The organism is Levilinea saccharolytica (assembly GCF_001306035.1).
GTDB classification, from domain to species: Bacteria; Chloroflexota; Anaerolineae; order Anaerolineales; family Anaerolineaceae; genus Levilinea; species Levilinea saccharolytica.
Map to the genome: position 1 here is coordinate 192,679 of NZ_LGCM01000039.1, position 21,234 is coordinate 213,912.

At 59.1% G+C, this 21,234-nt stretch carries 19 protein-coding genes; all 19 read right to left on the bottom strand.

Annotation, left to right across the window (positions count from 1 at the left end; translation table 11 throughout):
* Positions 1–2: 2 nt before the first annotated feature.
* Positions 3–803, bottom strand: coding sequence for an ABC transporter ATP-binding protein (locus tag ADN01_RS11720; RefSeq protein ID WP_062419844.1), 801 nt, complete (start codon positions 801–803; stop codon positions 3–5).
* A gap of 2 nt (positions 804–805) precedes the next feature.
* Complete coding sequence (locus ADN01_RS11725; protein WP_062419845.1) at positions 806–1,606, bottom strand: ABC transporter permease; 801 nt, start codon at positions 1,604–1,606, stop codon at positions 806–808.
* A 90-nt stretch (positions 1,607–1,696) separates the two neighbouring features.
* On the bottom strand, positions 1,697–2,749 hold the full coding sequence (locus ADN01_RS11730; protein ID WP_062419846.1) for an ABC transporter substrate-binding protein: 1,053 nt from the start codon (positions 2,747–2,749) through the stop codon (positions 1,697–1,699).
* 183 nt (positions 2,750–2,932) lie between these two features.
* Positions 2,933–4,126: a carboxylate--amine ligase gene (locus tag ADN01_RS11735; RefSeq protein ID WP_062419847.1), complete on the bottom strand. Its 1,194-nt coding sequence runs from the start codon at positions 4,124–4,126 to the stop codon at positions 2,933–2,935.
* Positions 4,127–4,307: 181 nt separating this feature from the next.
* Positions 4,308–5,681 (bottom strand): flippase, encoded by a 1,374-nt coding sequence (locus ADN01_RS11740; RefSeq protein ID WP_062419848.1) that lies wholly within the window; start codon positions 5,679–5,681, stop codon positions 4,308–4,310.
* Positions 5,682–5,685: 4 nt separating this feature from the next.
* Entirely contained in the window at positions 5,686–6,771 is a 1,086-nt protein-coding gene (locus ADN01_RS11745; RefSeq protein ID WP_062419849.1) for a hypothetical protein, read from the bottom strand.
* Positions 6,768–8,036, bottom strand: coding sequence for a glycosyltransferase (locus ADN01_RS11750; protein ID WP_082142986.1), 1,269 nt, complete (start codon positions 8,034–8,036; stop codon positions 6,768–6,770). The genes ADN01_RS11745 and ADN01_RS11750 overlap by 4 nt, the downstream gene beginning before the upstream one ends.
* A 259-nt stretch (positions 8,037–8,295) precedes the next feature.
* On the bottom strand, positions 8,296–9,876 hold the full coding sequence (locus tag ADN01_RS11755) for a lipopolysaccharide biosynthesis protein (RefSeq protein WP_062419851.1): 1,581 nt from the start codon (positions 9,874–9,876) through the stop codon (positions 8,296–8,298).
* Positions 9,877–9,887: 11 nt separating this feature from the next.
* A complete protein-coding gene (locus ADN01_RS11760; protein WP_062419852.1) occupies positions 9,888–11,000 on the bottom strand; it encodes a glycosyltransferase in 1,113 nt (370 codons plus the stop codon).
* A 9-nt stretch (positions 11,001–11,009) separates the two neighbouring features.
* Positions 11,010–12,059, bottom strand: coding sequence for an ATP-grasp domain-containing protein (locus tag ADN01_RS11765; protein WP_062419853.1), 1,050 nt, complete (start codon positions 12,057–12,059; stop codon positions 11,010–11,012).
* 15 nt (positions 12,060–12,074) lie between these two features.
* The gene (locus ADN01_RS11770; RefSeq protein WP_062419854.1) at positions 12,075–13,088 is read right to left on the bottom strand and encodes an ATP-grasp domain-containing protein; all 1,014 of its coding nucleotides are present in this window, start codon (positions 13,086–13,088) and stop codon (positions 12,075–12,077) included.
* 27 nt (positions 13,089–13,115) lie between these two features.
* On the bottom strand, positions 13,116–13,880 hold the full coding sequence (locus ADN01_RS11775) for a polysaccharide deacetylase family protein (protein WP_062419855.1): 765 nt from the start codon (positions 13,878–13,880) through the stop codon (positions 13,116–13,118).
* Positions 13,877–14,977, bottom strand: a complete 1,101-nt coding sequence (locus ADN01_RS11780) for an ATP-grasp domain-containing protein (protein WP_062419856.1) — start codon at positions 14,975–14,977, stop codon at positions 13,877–13,879. Before ADN01_RS11780 ends, ADN01_RS11775 begins: the two co-directional genes overlap by 4 nt.
* Positions 14,978–14,984: 7 nt before the next feature.
* Positions 14,985–16,280 carry a carboxylate--amine ligase gene (locus tag ADN01_RS11785; protein ID WP_062419857.1) on the bottom strand — a complete coding sequence of 432 codons (1,296 nt, stop codon included), beginning with the start codon at positions 16,278–16,280 and terminating at the stop codon, positions 14,985–14,987.
* Positions 16,277–17,023 carry a polysaccharide deacetylase WbmS family protein gene (locus ADN01_RS11790; protein WP_062419858.1) on the bottom strand — a complete coding sequence of 249 codons (747 nt, stop codon included), beginning with the start codon at positions 17,021–17,023 and terminating at the stop codon, positions 16,277–16,279. The genes ADN01_RS11785 and ADN01_RS11790 overlap by 4 nt, the downstream gene beginning before the upstream one ends.
* Positions 17,024–17,033: 10 nt before the next feature.
* Positions 17,034–17,702, bottom strand: a complete 669-nt coding sequence (locus ADN01_RS11795) for a NeuD/PglB/VioB family sugar acetyltransferase (RefSeq protein WP_075071156.1) — start codon at positions 17,700–17,702, stop codon at positions 17,034–17,036.
* Positions 17,686–18,822 carry a DegT/DnrJ/EryC1/StrS family aminotransferase gene (locus tag ADN01_RS11800; RefSeq protein ID WP_062419860.1) on the bottom strand — a complete coding sequence of 379 codons (1,137 nt, stop codon included), beginning with the start codon at positions 18,820–18,822 and terminating at the stop codon, positions 17,686–17,688. Before ADN01_RS11800 ends, ADN01_RS11795 begins: the two co-directional genes overlap by 17 nt.
* 9 nt (positions 18,823–18,831) lie before the next feature.
* Positions 18,832–19,797 carry a dTDP-glucose 4,6-dehydratase gene (locus tag ADN01_RS11805; protein ID WP_062419861.1) on the bottom strand — a complete coding sequence of 322 codons (966 nt, stop codon included), beginning with the start codon at positions 19,795–19,797 and terminating at the stop codon, positions 18,832–18,834.
* Positions 19,798–19,815: 18 nt separating this feature from the next.
* Positions 19,816–21,156 (bottom strand): nucleotide sugar dehydrogenase, encoded by a 1,341-nt coding sequence (locus ADN01_RS11810; protein WP_062419862.1) that lies wholly within the window; start codon positions 21,154–21,156, stop codon positions 19,816–19,818.
* Between the last annotated feature and the right edge of the window lie 78 nt (positions 21,157–21,234).

Sequence of the window (21,234 nt, forward strand, 5' to 3'; positions counted from 1 at the left end):
TGCTAATCTTTCCCTGAGACCAGCGACTCCACCTTGCCGTTTTCGCCGAAGCGGTGTACTTCCAACTGGCTGTAGAGTTCATGCCACAAAGCCATAAACTCCGGCGTCTCCGGCAGGCGCGGGCGCGGCAGCGGCACCGGTACGATCTTTTTGATCGTCCCAGGGCGCGTGCCCATCACAATCACCCGATCGCCCAGCAAAATTGCTTCCTGGATGTTATGTGTGATGAATATGATAGTGGAACCCACATCTTGCCAGATGCGCACCAGTTCTGCCTGCAAAATGGCGCGCGTCTGCGCGTCCAGGCTGCCAAAGGGCTCATCCATCAGCAAAATTTCTGGGTTCAAGGCCAGCGACCGCGCAATGGCCCCGCGCTGCTTCATGCCGCCCGAAAGCTGGTGCGGAAAGGCCTTTTCAAAGCCCTCCAGCCCCACCATGCGGATAAAGCGGCGGGCGGTTTCTTCGCGCTCCGCTTTGGCCACGCCTTTCACCTTCAGCGCATAGGTCAAATTGCCCAGCACCGTGCGCCAGGGGAAAAGCTGGTCAAATTCCTGAAAGACCATCAGCCGGTCTGGCCCCGGATCAGACACTTCGCGCTCACCCACCAAAATGCGCCCTTTCTCCGGCTTCTGAAAGCCCGCGATCGAGCGGATGAGGGTGCTCTTGCCGCAGCCCGAAGGCCCCAACACGGTGATAAATTCTCCCGGCTCCACGCTGAAATCAATATCTTCCAGCGCCTGCACCTCGCCGTGCTCCCCCGTAAAACGTACCCATAAATGTTCCACCTTCATGCGTCCGGCCATGTTTAGCTCCTCGTCACCACCATGCCCCAACGCTGCACGGTGCGCTTTTCTAACTGGGTGAACAAACCGCTTTCCACGACGATACCGATCAGGATGATCACGCCCAGGGCTGCAAACACGCCGGGTGTATCCAGGAAGAAGCGCCGCTGATAGATGAGCCAGCCCAGGCCGCCGTCCTTGCCAGAAGCGCCGAAGATCATCTCCGCCGCCACCAGCGAACGCCAGGCGCGCGCCCATGAAATTTTGAGGCCAGTGAAGATGTAGGGGAAGGCCGCCGGAACCATGACCGAAGTCACCAGCCGCAGCCCGCGCAGACCGATATTGCGCCCCACTTCCAACTGAGTGCGCGAGACCGAACGGAAGCCCGCATAGGTGTTCAGCATCATCGGCCAGACCACCGAGTGCACCAGCACAAAGATGATGCCCCATTCGCCGGAGCCAAACCACAGCAGGGTGATGGGCAGCAAGGCCACACCTGGCAGCGGGTGGTTAATCGCCACCATGGCTTCCATGAAGTCGGCAAAGATATCCGAAACCATCGCCAGCGCCACCATCACAAATGAGATGAGCAGCCCAATGCCTAGCCCCATCAGGATCAGGTACAGCGAATACCAGGTACGCTGCACCATCTCACCGCTGGCGGTGGATTCTACCAGGGCTTTAAGGATGGAGACTAAATCGGGGAACAGCAAAGGCGGGTATATCTTGCTCAGGGCCACGATTTCCCAGATGGCCAGAAAGGCCAGCACAAACAGCACCTGGCGAAAGGTGTGGTTCTTCCACAGTGAAGGCTTTTTCTTCATCGTTCTGTCCCGGCTCACATAAACAGAGCCACGCACAACCTGGCGTGGCATCTGCTTATGTCAGTCTTTAGGTTAAGATACCAGCAGCGGTTACGGGCGATACTGCAATTTCTCCAAAGCGGAGGGGGTTTCACCCTGCATTTCACCGACCGTCGAAACGACATTATACCACGCAATATCGCTCACGGACTTGGGAGCATTCTTGATGTATCCGGCGTTGACCATGAAATCGGAGAAGCCCATCAAGCCGTAGGGGGTGGTGGTGTAGTTCATGCCCGGCCAGGTGAGGTATTTCAGGGTGGTGGCTTCATCCAGCTTGAAGCTAGGGGCCAGAATCTTGGCCGCGGCTTCGGGCTGTTCGTTGATGAAGGCCGCCGCGTCGCTCAGGCCCAAGACGAAAGCCGCGTACACCTGAGGGTTCTTTTCGTACAGGTCTTTGGAGGCCACCGCCACCAGGAAGCTGAAGTCAGAACCAAAGGCCTGGGTGCCGTCCACAATCTGGCGGATGCCCGGGGCGCTCAGTTCCTGGAAGTTGTAGGGGGGCGAAGTGAAGTGCGCAGAAATATCCTTCTGGCTGATCAAAGCCGCGGCCGCATCCGGGTGGGCCATGGCCACGCCGAAATCATCCAGCGCGGTGGGGCTGCCCAGTTCTTTTTCGGCTGCCATCGAGAGCAAAATGTGCTGGATGGAGCCAGGGGCCGGGTAGGCGATCTTATCGCCTTCTTTGAAATCTTTCAGGCTCTGGATATCGTCTTTGTAGGTCTGCAAGCCCAGGGGCATCACGCACACGCCCGAAGCCACTTTCCACGGAATGCCCTTATCCCAACCGATCAGGAAGGGGGGAATACCCATGATGGCCGCGTCCACCTGACCGGCCACAAAGGCTTCGTTGATCGCGCCGCCCGAACCGTAGGTCTGCCATTCCACCTGCAAACCCGGCAGGTATTTTTCAAACATCTTCTGTTCGCGCGCCACCGTCAGCATGGCGTAGCCCAAACCAAACTGTTCCGCAATACGCAGCTTGGGCGCATCCGCCGCGGGGGCAGGGGCCGCATCCGACGCCGCCGGAGCCGCCGCCGGGGCGCAGGCCGTCAACAGGATGGCCGCCAGAACCAAAGACGCCAATAACCGATACAACTTCATATGCTTCTCTCCTCAGACATCGAATTTTTCCGGTCAGATACCCGCCAGAGTTTTCCGGATAATTATACAGATGACCAGTAACCGCAAGCAAATAAATTTTTTTGATACAGGGAGATGTTTTCCCCCCGCCCAGGTGAGTCAGCCGCACAGGGTTCTTTCGCTTGCGGAGCGAAAATCGTCACCCTACTTGCGGTGAAGAACCGTTTGGGCCTTGTTTCCCAGGTAGCGGAAGAAAGGCAGCGGGTCACGCCAATTCCACAGCCCGTGCGTCACCGGCGGGCGCAGGAAAGGCAGCATGCGGCCCAGATGGATGTCGGCATCACCCATCATGCGCTGCACGACCGCTTCTGAAAAAGCCGCCCAGCGTACCCCGTTGCGCTGCGGCACTTTGGGCAGCGGCGGCAGCCCCGCCATATCCAGGTAGGCCGCGGCGGCGATGTTGACCCCACAGGGCGTCCCCAGGGCGTGCGATTTCCAGAAACGGGCATTGATCTCAATCAGCTTATACAGGCCGTCGCGCGGGTCTCGTTTGAATTCCACGTGGGCAGCGCCGTGAAAGCGGAAGGCGCGCAGCAACTCAAGCCCTTGAAGAGCGGCCGGCTCGCAAGGCAGGCTCTCCCCCACACTGCACGTGCCAAAGAAGGGCGGGATCTGGATCAGCTTACGGCTGGTGAAGTACACCGGCTCTTTATGGGGGTCGGGGCTGACGTAGCACCCCAGGGCATACAGCTCGTCATCTCCGCCGGGGATGATCTCCTGAACCAGAGCGTCAATGCTGGTGCAGCGGGCCAACACCGCTTCCAGGGCGGCGCGGTTATCCACAAGGATCGTCTGCTTGCCGAACAGGTGAAAAAACTGCTTGCCGCTCAACCCCTTCACCAGGGCAGGAAAAGCCTGCTCCGGCCACTCCGCCGCCGTCTCCCCACAGCGCACCGGCAGCGAGCGCGGGGCGGGGATGCCCAACCGCAGCGCCGTCTCATACTGATGGGTTTTGTCCATCAGGTACGCCAGCGTTTCGGCGTCTGGAAACGTGAAGCGGAAATAGGGGGCCAGGCGCTCACGCCCGCGCGCCAGTACCATCAGATAGGTGTCATCGGTGATAAACAGAATCCCCGGGCGCGGTAAACGCCGGCCCACTTCCTCCAACCGCGAAATCAGCCCTTGGGGGTCGTCCCACGGGCTGGGGGCCGTCAGCCCCACCGCATAGCGCGAGGCCAGGCCAATTCCGTTTGCGTTGAAATGAATCACCAGCGATTTCAGGCCCAGCTTCGCCAGCGAGCGGACAATGCCCAGGCTGTTCACCCAGGCGCCGTCCAACACCACAGGGATTGGGTCCGTTCTCCCGGCCCATTGGGCATCAAAGTTTTTTGGAAACATAAGGCTGTGCTTTCTCCAGGGTCGTTGTTTTTCCGCAGCAGCTTCACCCAAGCGCCGCTCTTCTCAGCGGCAGCGGCGATCCTGCTGCCTAGCCGTCACCAGAACGGCCGTCCGAGATTTCCGGCCCATTATATAGAGGTCCGGCAGCGGCAAGCAAATAAGTTCTTTTGATATTCGGAGATTATTTTCGGCCCCAGCCCAGTCGCGCCCAAAACGCCCCAAAAACATTTTTCCAAAAAAGCCAATCCGACTGCGTGAGAATAAAAAGACTCCCCCAACTTGCACCCGTCATCCTTGAAAAGATGATCACCCGCAGCACCAGGGTCAGCGTGTAGGATAGCGACGAGGACAGTGAGGCACCTGCCACCCCCAGGCGGGGGATGAAATACAGGTTGGCCGCCAGATTGATGACCAGACTGATCGCGGCAGCAATGGTGTTGATCTCTGGGCGGCCGCGCCCCGCCGTATCCGCAGAAAGCAGCCGCGAAGCGCTCAGGCTGATGATTCCCGGCAGCAGCCACTGGATGGCCAACGAGGCTTGCCCATAGGCTTTACCATACACAATCAGCACAAACGGATTAGCCAACGGCCAAATCAGCAAACAGACAACACAGGAGGCCCAGAACACGTTGCGCACCATAAAGGTGGTTAATTTCAGGCGTTCCGCATCGCTCTCCTGCAGGGAGCTGACTTGCGGAAGCAATACAGTCGATACTGAGCGTGAAATCATCCACACCCGTTCCGACATCTGCACCGCAACATCATAAATGCCCAGAGATGCTGCCCCGGCCAGATAATTTAAGATATATTTATCGGCGCGCAGGTTAAAGAACGAGATCACGTTGGAAAGGTAGGCCTGAAGGCCGTATTTCCACATCTTGCGCGCAATCTCCACATCCAGGAGAAACTCACCGCGCGGAATGGGGCCGGTGATTTGCAGCAGGCGGCGCAGAATCAGCCATGCACCCAAAAGATTGCCCACCAGATAGGCAAGCAAAGCCCCTTCCACCCCCATTCCCAACTGCCAAATAAAAAGCAGCACGGCGGCCATTTGGAAAACCAGGGGATATAACTGGGCGATATTATAGGTTTTAAAATCCTGGAAGCCCTGCAGCATCGAAAGCAGGTTGTCGCGCATAAAGATCACCGGGATGATCAGCAGCCCTAAGCCCAAAATCCAACCGGTGACGCCCGGAAACAAAACCTTTCCAGCATAGGCAGCCGCCAACAAACCGACCGCGATACTCACTACACTTAACAGGCTGACCAAGATGATATTGGTGCTGATCATCCGGCGCGTGTCAAAGTCACCGCGCGCCACGTAATAGATATTGGCCCCTGAGATGCCAAAACTGGTAAACGTGGTGATGGTAAACGGGACCAGCAAAGCCAGGGAATACAAGCCCTGGTTGTGTACACCCAAACCGCGCGCGATGAGCGCAGAAATGGCTAAGCCGAACACCAAAGCTGCAATTTGACGGGCAAAATTGTAATAGCTGTCCTTGAGGAATTGTTTCAGGTTGAGGCTGCTCTGCCCAACTGGGTCGTGATTCATGGAATTATTCCAGCAGCAGCGGCATCAGCTGTTGACGCAGCTGCGTGATTGTAAAATGGAACGGAATCTCGATCACCCTGCAGTTCACCTGTTCAAAAGCTTGCAAAAGCGTGGCGTGCAAATTCGCAAACACGGCAGCGCTGAGCGGAGGTTTACTGCCCAGCACAGAGCGGTTGAAGGTCTGCCAGTGGAGACTGGTGATTAAATTCTTGTATTCTCCCTGAATCATGGCAAGGTTCATCTCAGCAGCCTGACGGGCCGTGATGCTCACCGTGCGGATCCGTTCCGTCTGCCGGCGAAATAACATGTTGAGCTGTCCCAGTTTTGCGCCCGTGCCCACCCGCTCCGCGCCAAAAAATGTATTCAGGTCAGCGCGCCGGCGCACCGTTTCTAACCCGCGCAGTTTGGTCAGCTCCCACCAAAAACGATCCGCTAACCCGCGCTGTTGAAACAAACGGCGGTACACATCGGGGGAGTTCTGCACATTGTAAGCATAAATCTTTGGGAAAGCGTAGTTTGGCCACACAGTTCCCTGTGCGTCTACAAAAGATAAGTCGTCGGCCAAAAACCGAAACCCATGATCCAGAATCAGCGCAATTTCTGAAGAGGTTTTTCCAATCCCCCCCGAACCGCCGATGATCATCGCCTCACCCGTGTGGGGATTCTGCACAGCAGAGCCGTGGATAACAGCCACTTTTTGACTAAAAAACATCAGCAGAGTCGGGACAAGCACCGATTCATGAAACACCTGGGAAATTTCTTCGTAGGGATGGGTGAACTGCATGCCCAACAGTTTGTGCCGCCATGACTTCCGGTCGTCAGGAAAGCAGAAATCCACCGTTAAAGGGTCGGCCGATTCGTGCCAGGCTGCTTGATACCGCTGTCCGCGGAAAGCGAAACCGTCCGCCGTTTCCAGGTAGGTCGAAGGGTTTGCAGACACAGCCTCCGGCAGTGCATCCACCAACCGTATTCTGCAGTCGCTGGGAGCATCCGATTGGGGATAGTAACGCAGTTCGCGTTCAAAAACCTCAGCGCATGGGTGATCCCCCCATTGAAATTCGACCGTCTGTCCAGCAATGGTATATTTCATGATGCCAACTTTTGTGAAAGTTGCGTTTTGAGAAATTGACAAAACGCAGGATATTGTACCGCCGCATTCACTCGCTGCTGCCAAAGCTGATGGGCAGCATGGGCCATCTCTCGGCGCTGGGTTGGAGAAAGTTTTGCCGCCTCTCGCAGCACATCGGCAATTTGCTGCGGACTGGGGTTGGCCGGCAGCCGCCAGCCGCTGCGCGGGGAGACGATTTCATTCACGCCGCCCACGGACGTGGCGGCGATGGGAATGCCGTAACTGGCAGCTTCCATCAGCGTCACCGGCAGGCCCTCGCTGGAACTGACGTTCAAAAAAAGGTCAACCGGGTTCTCACGATAATACTGCAATAAGGTGGGGTTATCAACATAGCCCTTCAGTTCCACCTGCACATGCGCAGGCAGGGCTGCGGTCTTACGTTCCACGGCGGTGCTCCGGTGATCGCGGCCAAAGTGGGTCCAATGCACCGGGAAATTGCACAACGCGAGCGCATCTGCAATCAAATCAACCCGTTTCACCGGCCTCAGCTTTGAACAGGAAACAACGCGCAGCACGGGATCCGGCGAAGGTCTCGAACCCATTCGGCCGTCTTCTACCCCCAGTCGAAATAGTTGCAGTCGCTGCCTTAGCTGTGGGTAGAGATTGGCGAGCGTATTCACGCCGTCTTGTGAAATCGGGCAGACCCAGTCCAATCGAGAAATCATCTGTGCATGAAACGGCAAATAGGGCGGATTGCGGCGCTCTAGATACAGATCAAAGCCATGCGCCCGGCTCACCCGCAGCGTATGCGGCAGGTCCAGCATCGCGGCGCCTAACGCAGCGTGGTGCATCCAGTACGAGTACAGGATCAACGGCTGCGAATACTCCGCGCACATCTGTGCCAGCACCTGCCAGATGGAATACCCCTGCTGGGCGGATGTCAACATGCGCAGGACAGTCCGCATGCCAAAGCGCGCCGCCAGGGGCAGTTCACGGCAGATCAGGGCGCGGAACCTGGCATCTCGGAAAACAGCGGCCAGACCGGCGGGTCGGTTAACCTGGCGGGTTAACCGCCGGATGGATTCAAAAAGGTCCAGCCGTAAATTTGCATTGGGCGGCATCGGTAAATCGGGGCGCGTCTTCGCGGGGATATTCGCCGCGGCGTTCCCCACGGGAATCACATCCACCCGTTCAAACGCCTGACAGAGATACCCTAACTCGGTGCGAATAAACGTATCTCCAGGCAAATAGGGGTAACTATGGGTTAGAAAAACAAGAGTTGTCATCACGTATCTGCATGCAATCCAGAGCGCCTACGTTCCGCGGCAAATCAGCCGAAACCGCGGCCGCAGCCGCCGTCGGATGCCGTAACGCAAACCCTCTATTGAACAGTCTTCAGAGTCAAATGGCCTTCAGCCGAACCCATGTCATCTGCACCTCACCTGTGACATTGGTTTCTTCCGGCTGCTGCCCACCAGCGATTACCGGCCCATTATATAAATGCCCGGCAGCTGCAAGCAAATAAGTTATCTTGATATCAGGAGATTATTTTTTGCGGAAACCCAGGCGCGCCAGCATGGGCGTCAGCGCGCTTCGCAGGGTGGGGTCGCGCCACAGCGCCCAGACGTAATAAGCCGCCCCCATCACCGCGCTGATTGCCAGCAGCAAAAGTCCCTGCAGCGGAACTTGCAAGACCGTCAGGCTGGCCTGCGGCAGCGGGATGACCCACTTAAACAAAGCCACTACCCCCAGGAACGGCGCGCTGGAAAGCATCCCGTCAAAAAACATGCGCAGCGTTTCGCGCAGCGGCACACCCGAAATGCGTGTGGCCCACAAGCAGTACACCGCGTAGGTCACCACGCCACTGGCCGAAAACAGGATCAGCGCCAGGCGGGCATCCTGCAGCCAGCCGCCGACGGCCAGCGAAGCCACACGGGTGACGAACACCACCAGATTCAGCACCAGGCTGACTTCATTACGGCCCAAAACGTTGGTCAGCCCGCTGAGGGGCGCCACCAGGAACACAAAGAAAGTCCACAGACTTAAGATCTGCGAATAGACCCCCGCCTCGGCCCATTCCGGGCCAAAGAGCACCACAAACAGTTCTTTGCCAATGAGGGTCACCAACAGCATGGGGAACAGGCCAAACACCACCAGGCGGTTAAACGTCTCGGCCACCAGGCGCGTGAGACTGCCTTCGTAATAGGCCCGCGAGGCGCGCTGATAAAACACCTGACCAATGGAATTGCTGATCAAGGTCACCGGCAGGCGCAGCATGCGGTATCCCAGTGAGTAAAAGCCGGTGACGGTGGGCGAGAACAAAGCAGAAAGCATGAAAGTGGGCATTTGCAGCGAGGCGTTGCTCAACAATGCCGCCCAAATGTTATACAGCGGGAATTTTTTGTACTGGCGGATACCCGCCATCATCTCGCGCCAGCGCAGGCTGGAGCGGATAAAAGCCCCGTCGTCGCGCCAGATCTGCCAGCCCAATACCCCCGTGGAAACCACCTGCCCCACCACATTGGCAGCGATCAACGAGCCGCCGCTTTTGAACCCACCAAACCCCAGGCTCAGCTTGGTCGCGTCTGCCACCACTTCGCTGCTCACTTGCGCCGCGGACAGGCGCAAATATTTACGGTTGCGCGAATTCCAATTGCGCAGCGCCGCAAACACGCTGGTCACCGCCACGGAAAGCGGCGCCAGCCACAGGTAACCCGCCAGCTCTGGGGAACGCAGCAGCTGGGCAATCGGTTCGCGTCCAAACCACAGGATGGGCGTGAGGATCAGGAAACTGATCCCCGTGAACATCAAGCTCACCGCCAGTTGATTGGCAGAGCCTTCGCGCGCCTTAGGCAGCATGATGGTCACTTCGTAACGTAAGGCGGCCAACACCGCCAGCACCGCCACGATGGACGAAAAGTTTTGGGAAATTCCAAAGGCTTCCGGCAAAAACAGGCGTCCCAGAATGGGGGATACGATCAGGCTCAAGATTTGAATAAAGCCCGTTCCCGACACCAGCTTGAGGACGTCGGTGAGAAAACCAACGTCTTTACGCGCCTGTTCCTGCTGCGCCTGTGCCGAAGGAGCCGCGTTTTCTTCCGGCTGTTCTGCTTGCAAATCGTCCATGCCGCTCGTCTCTATTCGTCCTCGCCCGCGGGTTTGGCCGCGCGGACGGGGGCATCCGGCAGTTCATCGGGAAGCCCCAGCAGCTCCAGGTACAAATCCCACACCGCCTGGTAATTTTTCTCCCGGTCGTAATGCGCCTCGGCAAATGCCCGCCCGGCCCGCCCCAGCCGCACCCGTTCTTCCGGATGCTCCATCAGCCAGACCAACTGCTGCTTGATGGTTTCAATAGTGCACTGCACGATGGGCAAATCCGGCAGGCTTTCGCGCAGCTCCGGCAGCACAAAACCGCACACCGGTTTGCCGTAGCACATGGCCTCCATCGCCAGCGTGCCGAAGCCCCCGCTCAAGAGCTGATCCACGATGATATCGGCCTCTTCGCGGTAGATGCGGCGCGCTTCCAGGTTGGGCACTTTGTGCAGCTTGCGGTATTCAAAGGCGTAACCTTCGGCCTTCAGCTCCTCCAGCGCCTGCTCAATATAGGGCGTGCCTTTGGTGATGGGGTTGGTGGGTGCATGCACGATCACCGGCACCGACTTGGTTTCGTAATTGGGCACGAACTCCTCCAGGTTCATGGCGGTGTTGGCCCAGATGTGCCGCACGATCTTTTTTTCAGGGATGACCGCGCGGGCATATTCATACAGGTTGCGGCTGGCCAGGCAGCGGTCAAACCACAGGCTTTGCCAGCGCATCATGCGTTTTTTGCGCCCGTCCAGGCGCGGATGCTGCCGCCCGACCTTGCGCAGCTCGTGATAGGGGTTGCGGTGGCGGTCCACCTCGTACAGGCGAATGTCGCTGCCCACATAGGAGAAGACCATCTTCTTGCCAAACAATTTCAAGATGGGCAAATCCAACCCAAAGGGCAGGAAAGTTTTGCCAAAGTAAAAGTGGAACAGGTCGTAGCGGAACAGGCAGGCCCAAAAGAAATGCCACTGGGCCCACCAGCGGTTCCAGCCGTTCAGCCGCTCCAAATGCAAATTGACATGGCTGTTCTGGCGGTTGGTCTCATCATGATAGACCATAAAATCCGCCACAGCTTTTTTGCGTTCGCGCTGCCAATCGGCCAGATAGCGCCCGATGCCCCCAATGTTTTCAGTGCCGTGAAAAATTCGCACTGCTTTTCCCATTCGGCTTTTCTATGCCTCCGCCACAGGCGTATTTTTCAGCTCATCCCGGTAATAGGTGATGGTTTCATAATAGCGCTGGTAGGTGCGACCCTCAAAGGTGGCCAGGTCCTGCGGGTCCACCGTGATCGGCTCGCCCGTCCACACCTGAATACCCATCAAATATTCGTTAATGCTGCCGTGCAGCACGCAGGTGGACCAGCGCGGGTTGATTTCGATGATCTTATTGCCAATATACTGCGCCGTGATCAGGCCGGTGGTATCCAGGGCGTGGGCAATGCGCCGGTTGTATTCGACAATCTCGTCATTGTGCAGGATGACTCCGGCGGTGCTCAGGCCCTCTTTCATGTTCTCGCGGGTGTGAACGCTGCCAAACAGCAGTTCGCCGTTCTTGCACACCATATTGGCGTTCACGTTTAAGCCCTCGCCCAAAAATTCCATCAGGATCATCTTGGGCACTACCCCCGCTTCAAACGCCCGCCGCACATAGTCCGGCGTCACCGTCAGATATTCCACACGGGTGTTAAAGACCTTTTTCGGGTCCATGCCGCCTTCGTCAATCATCACAAAACCGCGCGAACCGGAGGTCTTAGCGGGCTTCATGCACAGCCGCAGGCCTTTCAGCTTGTCTAAACCAGCCTCAAAGGACTCCAGACTGTCCACAGTGTGAAAGGCCGGCAGAGGGATATCCACCTCACGGGCGAAGAACTCAAACAGGGTGCATTTATCCACAGCCATTTCCAGGGTTTTCAGGTTAGCCGCGGTTGGGGTACACCCCAGTTCGAGGAACTTATCGCGCATACGCGCCACCGCCAGGGCCTCGGCTTCGCCCGCCGGAGCGTAGATGTCCACTTTTTCCTTGCGGATGATGTCAAAGATCACGTCAAAATAATTCGGTTCGCGCTGCCAGGGCAGGCGGTAAAAGGCGTCGGCGTAAAACCGCCCCACCGCCTCGGGGCTGGCGTCACCAGCCACCACTCGAAAGCCCAGGCGCTGAAATTCGCGAATTTTATAAACCGTGCCCCCCGCATTGGAAACGGATGTGAAAATGGTTCGCTTCAAACCCCACCTCGTCAATCAGTCTTTATACGTGATGATATCCCAAAACCGCACCATCTTCAGGCCGGGATAGTCCTGCACATCGCTCGGGTCCACCGTGATCGGCTCGCCCGTGAAAATCTGCACCCCCATCAGGTATTCATTGATGCTGCCGTGCACCAGCGACGTGGACCAGCGCGGGTTGATCTCGATGATTTTGTTGCCAATGTACTGAATCGCCACCAGGCCGGTGGTGCCCAGCGCGCCGATGATCTTCTGGTTGATGGTGTTGATTTCCGGGTGTTCCAGAATATGGCCGTGGGTGATCGTGCCAATTTTGGCCTCGTCGCGCGTTTTCACGCTTTGGAAGAGGATTTGGCCGTTTCTGCACACCATATTGGAATCAAAGTTGGTGTCCTCCAGATATTCCATCAGCACCAGCTTGGGAATATCGGTGCTGTTGGCCAGGATAGAGCGCATCTCATCAATCGTCATCTCCAAAAAGGACATCTTCTTGGTGAAAAGCTCGCGCGCCTTCATAGGCTCGTCCCGAAGGATCACAAACCCGCGCGACCCCGACCCGCGGGCGGGCTTGATGCACACCTTGCAGCCGCGCATCTTCTCCAGCCCCACCTCAAAATCGGCCAGGCTGTGCACCGCGTGGTAGCGCATCAAAGGCACGTCGGTGTGCTCGGCCAAAAAGTCAAACAGCGTCACCTTATCCAGGGCGATTTCCAGGGTATGCGCGTCGGTGGCCACCAGGGTGCAGCCCAGGGCTTCAAAGCGGTCGCGAATGGCCAGAGCGCGCAGGCTTTCGCCCTCCCCGGCCACAAACAGGTCCACCTTTTCCTGCTCCACCACGCGCAGCACGGCGTCCATATAGCCCGGGTCTTTCTGCATGGGCAGCACATGAAAAGCGTCTGCAAAATGCCGCCCCACCGCGTCCGGGTTGGCGTCGCCCGCCACCAGGCGGTAGCCTAGCTTGCGGAACTGCTTGAACTTATATACCGTGCCGGGAACGTTTGCAACCGAAAAGAAAATGGTCTTCGCCATGATTCATCTCCTACTTGGAATGATAAATTACTCAACGATCTTGCGTTTATTGCGCAGCGCTGCTTCTTGATAGCGCCGCAGAGTATTGGCGGCCCGCCCCTCCACTGCGCGTACAAAGCGCACGTAAGGGCTGGTGACATCTTCCGTCCAACACACAGGATGGGTCAAAATGTGAATTTTCTCGGCAGCCGCCTGCTCCAATACTTCCACCAGGCGCCGGTAGCGCCAGTAACAAAAGGAATCAGAGCAGTAATCATATTGGCTCTGAAGCTCCGCCCCGTAGGCGTTCACCATCCCGGCCAGGGTTTCCTGGTCAAAACGCAGAGAATTATTGACCGAGGGGTTGTGAAAGGAGAAGGAGCGGATTTCCGTTTGGAAGGTTTCCTCCAGCAAATGGCGCTCCAGGGCCAAAAAATGCTCCAGATCCGCCGCAGATTGGATGCGCTCGCCATAGAACTGCGGGTCAAAATGCAGCCCCAGGTCGTGACCCAGCCCCAGGATGGCCTTCAGCCGGTCATACACATCTTTTTCCAGCGGGTGATAGCGGTCGCTGTGCAGCAGCACAAAGAAGGTGGAAACCACCCCCTCCTCGGCTTCAATCTGCGCCAGGCGCAGGCCGCGGTGCGGGGAGGTGTCAATGTCGTGCCGCCACAGGCACACCCGCCCCTCCGTGCGGTATTCTGGAAAACGCACAAAGCGGTAATTCTGCCGCGCCAGCTGCAGGCAGTGGCGGTAGTGCGCCTCGGTGAAATCGTCAAAATGGTACAAACTGCGGTTATCGCTCTCGCTCATTCGCCTTCATCCACCAAAGAGATATAACTGGATTCCAACGCGCTGCGGCTGATGACCCCGGGTTCGTTGTCAATGCCGCGGATCAGGTAGGTCTCTTCGCTGCCGATGTCGTCGTAGCGTTCGCTGGCAGGGATCTCCACCGGCTGGTTAAAGGCCAGCTTCAGATACGTCTCGGCCATATTGTGGTGGCCCACGGCGTTGAACACGATGGTGATCATGAAGAAGCGCCCGATGTTGATCTCGGTGATGCAGGGCAGGCCGCTGCGGTCTTCTTTCAGATCAATGCTGAACATGCCCGTGGCGTGGGGGTCAATGCTCTGCACGGCGCGGGTGCAGATGTCGTTGACCACTGGGTTATTCACCAGCCGCCCGATTTGGGGGGTGGAGGAGGTGCCGGAAGGCATCAACCGCGCAAACAGATAGGCCACGCGTTCGCAGGTTTTGGCCAGCACCAGTTGGCCGTCCTTCCACACGCTTTGGAAGGCGTAGTCCCGCCCGGGGAGGTATTCGCTGAGCAGGAACATATTCTCCGGCACACCGCGCATCTCCTGCCAATATTTCACCCAAAAGCGCACCTGCTCCGGCTTGCTCACCGGCAGAGACCCGGCCGAGCCAGACCCCTTGCGCATGCGGCACCACAGCCGTTCCTGATCGGGGAACTGGGCGAAGGCCTCTTCCACACGGTCCAAATCCTGAATCGAGACCGTCTTGGCCATGCGGAAACCGTGCGCTTCCAGATGGGAGCTGAGCGTGAATTTGTCCTGGCACATTTCGATGGTGGCGTGGGAGGGCAGGAAAACCGGCGCATCCAGCCGGTCGCGCACCGCCGAAATGCCGCGCACCTCGGTGTCGTTGTTGGCCACGATCAAATCCAGTTTTTCCGCCGCCGCAACCCGGTTGAGCGCCTCGGCGTAGCCCTTGCCCGAATCGCCGCGCGGCAGCAAATAGTTGCGTTCCGCCAGCGAGCGCGAAAGGATAAATCGGTCGGCGTTGCTGCCCACCAGCCGCACGGGATAGCTGCTGCGTTGGATGGAGCGGATCAGATTATTGCTTCCGCCGCCGCCAGCCCCTGTGATCAATACAGTTTTTTTGCTCATACACTCCTCAATCCATCATCCAGCCAAACCCAAAGAAATTGACCAGCGCCGGAAGAGGATCATCCCACGAACCAACGCCGTCCACGAAATCAAAACTGATCTCGCGCAAATAATCGTCCAAATTGACTTCCCCGGCCTTCACCTGCTTCATCACGCTCCACAGGTCCATCCAGGGCAGCCACCAGCGCACGCCGTTCACCTGCTGGGGCAGCTCGGTTGGGGCCTGGCCGATGGCGTCCAGGTACTGCAAATAGGGCAGGTTCACCCCGCAGGCCGCGGTCAGGCTGTGCCATTTCCACAGGCGGTTGTTGATCTCCAGGAATTTCAGGCGTCCGTCGCGCGGGTCGCGCTTGAACTCCACCTGCGAAGCCCCATGATAGCCCGCCTGGCGCAAAAACGCCATGCCCTGTGCCGCCACCTCCGGCGCCTCACAGCTGATCCCCAGGGCGCAGGTTCCGTATTTATGATTGCCGCGCAGTTTATAGCCGGTGAACAGGCCCAACGGGCGCGTGTGGGCGTCCACATAGCTGCCCAGGGTGAACAGCTCGGTGTCTTCGCCGGGGATTTCTTCCTGGAACATCAGTTTAAAATCCTGAGCGCGTTCAAAGGCCTCACGGGCCTCGTCGGGAGTGGTCACGCGCATCACCTGACAATGAAAGCGGCTGTAAAACTCTTTACCGCCGCGCGGTTTCATCAGACATGGATACACCAGCTCCGGCAGGCTGCGTTCGAAATCCTCGCGCGAGTCCACATACACCGTATGCGGAACATCCACGCCCGCCTGCTGGGCCACCCGGTACTGCTCGCGCTTATCTTCCAGGCGCAGTTGGGTCTCGTAATTGGAAGTCAGCAAGAAAACCCGTTTCAGTTCCGCCTGATGGCGCACGAACATGGCCAGCAGCCGCTCGGCCGCCAGCATAAACAGCACCGGCGTGCGCCCTGTGCTGCGAATGCGTTCGCCCAGCCCGCACAATTCCTCAATGAAGGCCGCTTCGCCTTCCGGCGTCTGCTTTAAGAAGGGTTTGCATTGGTAAGGAATGGCATAGCGAGAGTAGAAACTGAGCGCCTTGGGGTTCGGGTCAGCCACCACCGCCTGAATGCCGTTGCGGCCCAGCGCGCGCAAATGCCCCAGCCCGTTGATCCAGGCCTCCGGCACCAGCACCGGCACAAAGGCCGTCTCTAACTGGCTGACCGCCTGCTGCACTTCGTCGCCCGTTAAGGGCCGCATGTCCCGATAAGCCTGGCTCAATTGGGTAAGCTCGCGGCCTAAAGCGGCCAACACCGGATATTCCTGCTGCATCATGCCGAAAATTCCTCCCGCCAGCGTTCCCCATGTTCGCGGATGGTGCCCACGCGCGCGTCTCCGGCCAAACGCTCCAGCAAGTCCAAAAAAGCCGTGCGCGTGCCGGGGGCATGCTGCGCCAGGCGGTCCACATCCTGCACCTGGGCCTGATCCAGGCGGGGAACCTGCCGCTTGAGAGCCTCATAGGCCCCCACATTCCCCGAATTCAAAGCAATATGGATGGGATGGAAGGCAAACACTTTCAGCCCAGGCATCTCCAGCCAGCCATCGGCCACACGCCAGTCCGGCTGCGGCTGGCTCATCTCCTGCGCGTCGCTCCAAAAACAGGGCAGGCGGCACAGCACCCCGCCCCCCACCCGAAAGGCCGCCGGGCGCAAATGGGGCACATAGGGCAGGAACAGCGATACATCATTCACCCAGGGGGTTTGCTGCACCACACGGGCAAACAAAGGGGTGGACTGCACCAGTGCGTGGGTACGCAGGCTGACCGCCTCCGGCACCAGCGCGCACATGTGCGCCAAAACCGCGTCGGGGGTATCGCCGTGGGTTGAGCCCGCCATCAAGTTGGGATGCACACCCAGCTCAAACAGATCAGGGCGCTGGCGCAGACGATCCACCGCCGGGCTGGCGTGGGTCACAAACCAGGTGGCGGGAACCTGGGCCGCCGCCAGCAAACCGGCCACATGATCAATGACAAAATCGGGCGCCCAATCAATATCCAGCGTAATCGCTACCGCTTCCATGCTTTATACCCTACCCTTCCGCCGTTCGTAATCGCCGCGCCGGGTTGCCCGCCCACACTTCCCCAGGCGGAATATCAGCCAGCACCACCGCGCCCATGCCCACCGTGCTGAACGCGCCGATCTGCAGACCGACTCTCACGCTAACATTGGCTCCTAAATAAGCCCCTGTCTGAATGTGCACGTTGCCGGTCAGCGAAACGCTGTTGGCGCAGCAGGCGTAGCGCTCCAGATGACAATCGTGGGCCACGTACGAATTGCCCAGAATGCACACATGATCTTCCAGCACCACCTGCGGCTGGACAATGACCCCCGGCCCCACGTATACCCCTCGGCCCACCTGGGCCCGCGGGGAAAGCACCGCGTTGGGGTCCACCACCGTGGCCCAGCGTTCGGCGGGGATGCCCAGGGAATGCACGATGTCGCGGTAGACGCGCATCTTTTTGGCCGTGTACAGGCTGTTCAAAAAGAGCACGTCCTCGGGCAGCGTGCGCCAATCCTGCAGACTTCCCAAAACCGGCAGGTCAAAGCGGCTGCCCTGGGCGGCGTAGGCGTCATCCAAAAAACCCGCCAGCCGGGCTCCCGGCAGCCGTTCCACGCTTTCAGCTATTTGTATACCACTTCCCGCAGCACCTAAAACAACAATGGTCTGCGGTTTCGGTGATTCAGGAAAGGTCTTCATTTTTTCGTCCTTTTGACCGCTGCGCCGCCACAACCTGCGCCAGCCCAGCCGCCAATTGATCTAAATCGCGCTCTTCCATCTGCGGATAGAGGGGCAGCGTCAGAGACTGCCGGAAAGCGCGGTGTGAATTGGGCAAATCGCCGCTGCGGTAGCCGAACAGCCGCTGGAAAATGGGCTGGTCGTGCATGGCGTAGGTGCCCAGGGTGGATTCAATGTCCATCGCACGCAGATCCGCCACCATCCGGTCGCGGTCCAGACTGTCGTCCAGCAGGGTCACGAAGGATTGGTAAATGTGCCCGCCCCAGGCAGGCTCCACGGGCAGCTGCACCCCCGGAATATGCGCCATACGTTGGCGCAGCTCGCCAGCCAGGGCGCGCTTGCGCTCGATGAGCCAATCCAGCTTTTCCATCTGAGCCACACCCATCGCGCCCAAAATATCGCTGAGGCGGTAGTTATAGCCGGCCTCTTCGTACTCAAACCAGTAGCCGGTGCGCTTGCCGCCGTGGCTGCGCAGCAGTTGAATGCGCTCGGCCAGGTCGCTGTCATCCGTGGTGATCATGCCGCCTTCGCCGGTGGTGATGACCTTGCGCGGGTGGAAGCTGTAGGCTCCCATCGTGCCCATCGCGCCGCAGAAGCGGCCCTTGTAGGTCGTGCCGATGGCGCAGGCCGCATCTTCCAACACGGCCAGATTGTGGCGTTTGGCAATCTCCAAAATGGGATCCATATCCGCCGAGCAGCCGAAGGCATGCACCGGCAGGATCACCTTGCTGCGCGGGGTGATGCGCCGCTCCAGATCCGCCGGATCCATGGTGAAGGTGTCCAGGCAAATATCCACCATCACCGGCACAGCCCCCAACTGCACCACCACATTGGCCGTGGCCGGGAAGGTGAAATCGGCCACCAAAACCTCATCTCCAGGGCCAACCCCCCAGGCTGCCAGGGCCAGGTGCAGTGCGGTGGTGCAGGAGCTGGTCGCAAAGGCGTAGCGCGCACCCACATACGCCGCCAGCATTTTTTCAAATTCCACCACCTTGGGGCCCTGGGTGAAATAGCCAGTTTGCAGCACCTTGGCAATTTCTTCCAGCTCGCGGTGGTCGGTGTAGGGAATGTTCAGTCTCACAGGCGCCTCTTAAGAAAACCGCTTCAGGTAATAATCCACCGTCTCGCGCAGATCCGCCTCGCTGATCACCGGCGGTTCAAAGCCGATCAGCTCATGGGCCAGGCGGATGTCGCCGCAGTGCCGCCGCACGTCGCCGGGGCGCTGCTGCGAGTGGATCACCGGATAATCCGGCACACCCATCACCTCCAGCAGGCGCGCCACCAACTGATTCATGGTGATTTCCTGGCCGGTGGCGATGTTGAGGACTTTACCGCGCGTGGCGGCTTCTTCATATACGTGCACGAAGGCGTTGGCCGTGTCGCGCACAAAGATGTAATCGCGGGTCTGCTCGCCGTCCCCGTGAATTTCAATCGGCTGTTTGTGCAGCACGCGCTGCACCACAATGGGGATGATCCCGGCAAACGTTCCCGGGTTCTGGCGCGGGCCAAAGTTGTTGAAAGGCCGCACGATGGACACGTCCATGCTGAAGGTGCGCCAGTAGGACTGCACCAGTTGATCCCCAGCCGATTTGCTGGCCGCATAGGGTGTTCGCGGGTGCAGGGGGTGGCCTTCGTCCATGGGCACATACTGCGCCGAACCGTACGCCTCGGAGGAGGAACTGTGAATCAGGGTGCCAATCGCCCCCCAGCGCGCCAGTTCGCAAAAGGTCAGGGCGATGTTGACGTTGGTGGTCACAGTCCAGGCCGGATACTTCAGCGAGGTGGGCAGGGGGATCACGGCCAGGTTAAAGACCACATCCACCTTCTCCGCCTCCACCAGGTCGCGCATGGCAGCCAGATCGGCCGCGTCCAGGCGGAACACCTTCAGCCCCGGGTTCGCCTTGACGGCGTCTTCCAGGTTTTCCTCGCGCCCCAGGTAAAAATTATCCACCACAACCAGATTGGACGGGTTTTCTTGCAGCACCCGGTCCACCAGGTGGCTGCCGATAAAGCCGGCGCCGCCCGTGATCAACACGCTCTTACCCGTTAGTTTCATGCTCACATCTCCACAAATTTACGATGCTGCGGCCGGTGAGGCCGCGCCAACCACCCAATAGAGAAAACCCAGTTCCCGCGCCCGGCGGCCGTCCACGGCCTTGCGCCCGTCCACCAGCACGGGGGTGCGCATGGCGGCCCGCAGCTGCGGCAGATCCAGGGCGTTGTAGGCCTGGTGGCGCACCATCAGCACCACCGCGTCGGCGCCCTGCGCCGCTTCCACCACATCCCCCTGCATACCTTCCACATAGGGATCGTGGATGCGCACATCCGCGCCCAGGGATTCCAGCAGCCGCACCAGCACCGCCGAGGGGCTGTTGCGGGTATCGTCCGAATTTTCCAGGTAGGCATAGCCCAACACCAACACGCGCGCCCCCGCCAAAGAAACCCCGGCCTGCGCCAGCGCCTTCGAGAGCAGGTCCACCATGTGGGCCGGCATGCCGTCGTTAATCGCCCGCGCCGTGGGAACCATGCGCAGGGGCACGTCCATGCCCTGAATGCCGTGCGCCAGCAGCCACGGGTCTTTGGGGATGCAGTGGCCGCCCACGCCCGCCCCCGGCAGGTGCATGTGGCGCTGGGGGCTTTTGTTCACCAGTTCCCGCACCGTCCACACATCCCCGCCCAGCGCCTCGCAGATCAGCCCAACCTCGTTGGCAAAAGCGATCTGCACGTCGCGGTAGGCGTTTTCCACCGTCTTCACCAGCTCGGCAGTGATCCAATCCGCCGCGTCCAAATCGGCCTGCACGATCAGCCGGTACAGGGCGATCATGGCCTGGGCGGTTTCGGGGGTGCCGCCGCCCACCACGCGGCTGAGGCTGCTCAAATTGGTCAGCAGCCGCCCGGGCATCACGCGCTCAGGGCAGTTGCCCAGGTAAAAGTCGCGGTTCACGCGCATGCCGCTGCCTTCTTCCAGCAAGGGCCGCACCACCGTGTCCATTGTGCGCGGGGCGATGGTGGATTCCACAATCACCAGTGCGCCGCGCTTGAGCACGGGGGCCAACTGCGTCAGAGCGGCCCGCAAGGCCTCATAGCGAGGAATATGCTGGTCGTCCACCGGCGTTTCCACATCAATCAAAATCACGTCCCGCTCGCGCAGGGTCTCGTAATCTGCCGCGGCGCGCAGCCGCCCCTGGGTCACCTGTTCGGCCAGCAGCTGCGCCAAACCCGGCTCTTCGCCTTCAATCGGCGACAAACCGGCGTTGATTTTGTCCACCCGCTCCTGCTTGATCTCGACCCCCAGCACATCAAAACCCGCCTTGGCAAACAGCGCCGCCACCGGAAGGCCCACATAGCCCAGGCCGATGACCGCCAGTTTGGCTTCTCGTCGGGTGATTTTCTCTGTCAGATCGTTGAGCGACATAGAATACCCTCACTCCTCTGCCCCGCCCGGCGCGTCTCAAACCGACCTGGCGGGGATGACAACACAGACACAGAGGCC

Coding starts and splice junctions, on each gene's coding strand:
- ADN01_RS11805 (WP_062419861.1), bottom strand. CDS start 19,797: ATGAAACTAACGGGTAAGAGCGTGTTGATCACGGGCGGCGCCGGCTTT.
- ADN01_RS11770 (WP_062419854.1), bottom strand. CDS start 13,088: ATGGCGAAGACCATTTTCTTTTCGGTTGCAAACGTTCCCGGCACGGTA.
- ADN01_RS11790 (WP_062419858.1), bottom strand. CDS start 17,023: ATGGAAGCGGTAGCGATTACGCTGGATATTGATTGGGCGCCCGATTTT.
- ADN01_RS11785 (WP_062419857.1), bottom strand. CDS start 16,280: ATGATGCAGCAGGAATATCCGGTGTTGGCCGCTTTAGGCCGCGAGCTT.
- ADN01_RS11775 (WP_062419855.1), bottom strand. CDS start 13,880: ATGAGCGAGAGCGATAACCGCAGTTTGTACCATTTTGACGATTTCACC.
- ADN01_RS11760 (WP_062419852.1), bottom strand. CDS start 11,000: ATGGGAAAAGCAGTGCGAATTTTTCACGGCACTGAAAACATTGGGGGC.
- ADN01_RS11745 (WP_062419849.1), bottom strand. CDS start 6,771: ATGAAATATACCATTGCTGGACAGACGGTCGAATTTCAATGGGGGGAT.
- ADN01_RS11755 (WP_062419851.1), bottom strand. CDS start 9,876: ATGGACGATTTGCAAGCAGAACAGCCGGAAGAAAACGCGGCTCCTTCG.
- ADN01_RS11750 (WP_082142986.1), bottom strand. CDS start 8,036: ATGACAACTCTTGTTTTTCTAACCCATAGTTACCCCTATTTGCCTGGA.
- ADN01_RS11730 (WP_062419846.1), bottom strand. CDS start 2,749: ATGAAGTTGTATCGGTTATTGGCGTCTTTGGTTCTGGCGGCCATCCTG.
- ADN01_RS11735 (WP_062419847.1), bottom strand. CDS start 4,126: ATGTTTCCAAAAAACTTTGATGCCCAATGGGCCGGGAGAACGGACCCA.
- ADN01_RS11740 (WP_062419848.1), bottom strand. CDS start 5,681: ATGAATCACGACCCAGTTGGGCAGAGCAGCCTCAACCTGAAACAATTC.
- ADN01_RS11810 (WP_062419862.1), bottom strand. CDS start 21,156: ATGTCGCTCAACGATCTGACAGAGAAAATCACCCGACGAGAAGCCAAA.
- ADN01_RS11720 (WP_062419844.1), bottom strand. CDS start 803: ATGGCCGGACGCATGAAGGTGGAACATTTATGGGTACGTTTTACGGGG.
- ADN01_RS11795 (WP_075071156.1), bottom strand. CDS start 17,702: ATGAAGACCTTTCCTGAATCACCGAAACCGCAGACCATTGTTGTTTTA.
- ADN01_RS11725 (WP_062419845.1), bottom strand. CDS start 1,606: ATGAAGAAAAAGCCTTCACTGTGGAAGAACCACACCTTTCGCCAGGTG.
- ADN01_RS11780 (WP_062419856.1), bottom strand. CDS start 14,977: ATGAGCAAAAAAACTGTATTGATCACAGGGGCTGGCGGCGGCGGAAGC.